Below are 1171 nucleotides of genomic sequence, written 5' to 3'. Positions count from 1 at the left end.
TTACAATCTTTACGAATATGATGATGGTACAAGAGAATATGAAGAATTTGACGGTGGTCAGTATCATGAGATGCCTGAGAAAGTTGATTACAGTACCAAGGCGCAAGTGAAAGCGTGGATATATGGGGGTGGTATTCCGAAAAGCGTTCTCAATTACGAACCTCTTATAGATGAGATCAATAAAGAGATCAAAAAATTATCAAAAACCGCAGGAAATAAATATGTTTACAGATAAGCAGCTAAGAGCCTTGTTTGGTATTATAATTTTTATATTTTTATGCTTTTTAGGAATTAAAAAAAATCCCTATTTTATCCAAGGTATTTTGATATTTGCATCTTTTGGTTTGATAATAATAACAAATATTTTTGTAATTTTATGCAATTCTCATATTCCTTTTGAGTTGCAGAACAATCCAAAATATAAAGATGATGATACAACAGGTTGGAAGACATTAACACGTGATTTACAACATTATATGCACAGACTTTTAAAGCTAATAAGTTTAGCACTTGTCGTTTTAATTTTTCCAAATAGTTATACTGTATTTTGGTATTTAGATATCGTTTTTTGGTACTTTTTTTTAGTTTATTCATTCTTTCTCATGTTGCATACACGCAGTTTAATAAACATGTCCATTTACGCACTACATTTTTATACTAAAAACCAAAAGTAAAATTTAAAAGCACTTGATATTCAACTAGGTAGGTATCAAAATGAAAAAAAGTGAAAAAAATAAAAAATACGTATTGACTTTAAAGAAAAGGTCGTTTATTAAGGTTGGCAAGTGATTGAAACCCACTTGATAATAGGCGGGTAGGCAACGAAATAGCCTTTCCTACGTAAATATACTGGCTTTCTTTTGTGCTGTTATTGGCATATAACAATTTTGCCGGGTGTGGTTATACTATACAATACCCTTTTAGGGGAAAGTGTAACGACGGGCCTATTACCGTGGTTTCAAACACCCGGCGCCTCTTATGGGGTGTCAATTGAAACCTTTAAAATAGGATAATTAGCATGAAAGCTACAGTTACAAATCAAGAAACTTCTCCAAAATATCAACTCACCAATCAAACAATTCTTCGCGAAGGTAAGAAACTTTATCGCATTAAGGCGTTAAGAGATTTTGGTGATGTTAAAGCTGGTCAACTTGGTGGCTATATTGAATCT

The 1171-nt window shown here is 32.3% G+C and carries 2 protein-coding genes; both read left to right on the top strand.

Annotation, left to right across the window (positions count from 1 at the left end; all coding sequences use genetic code 11):
- On the top strand, positions 1–235 hold a 235-nt coding region (locus ACFIMX_RS03925; protein WP_375694059.1), incomplete at its 5' end, for a hypothetical protein.
- Positions 222–674 carry a hypothetical protein gene (locus ACFIMX_RS03920; protein ID WP_375676742.1) on the top strand — a complete coding sequence of 151 codons (453 nt, stop codon included), beginning with the start codon at positions 222–224 and terminating at the stop codon, positions 672–674. The genes ACFIMX_RS03925 and ACFIMX_RS03920, both read left to right, overlap by 14 nt.
- Positions 675–1171 lie beyond the last annotated feature (497 nt).

This window comes from Bartonella sp. AD24XZML, assembly GCF_042196485.1.
In the GTDB taxonomy this organism is placed as follows: domain Bacteria; phylum Pseudomonadota; class Alphaproteobacteria; order Rhizobiales; family Rhizobiaceae; genus Bartonella.
This window is presented reverse-complemented; position numbering and strand designations above follow the sequence as displayed.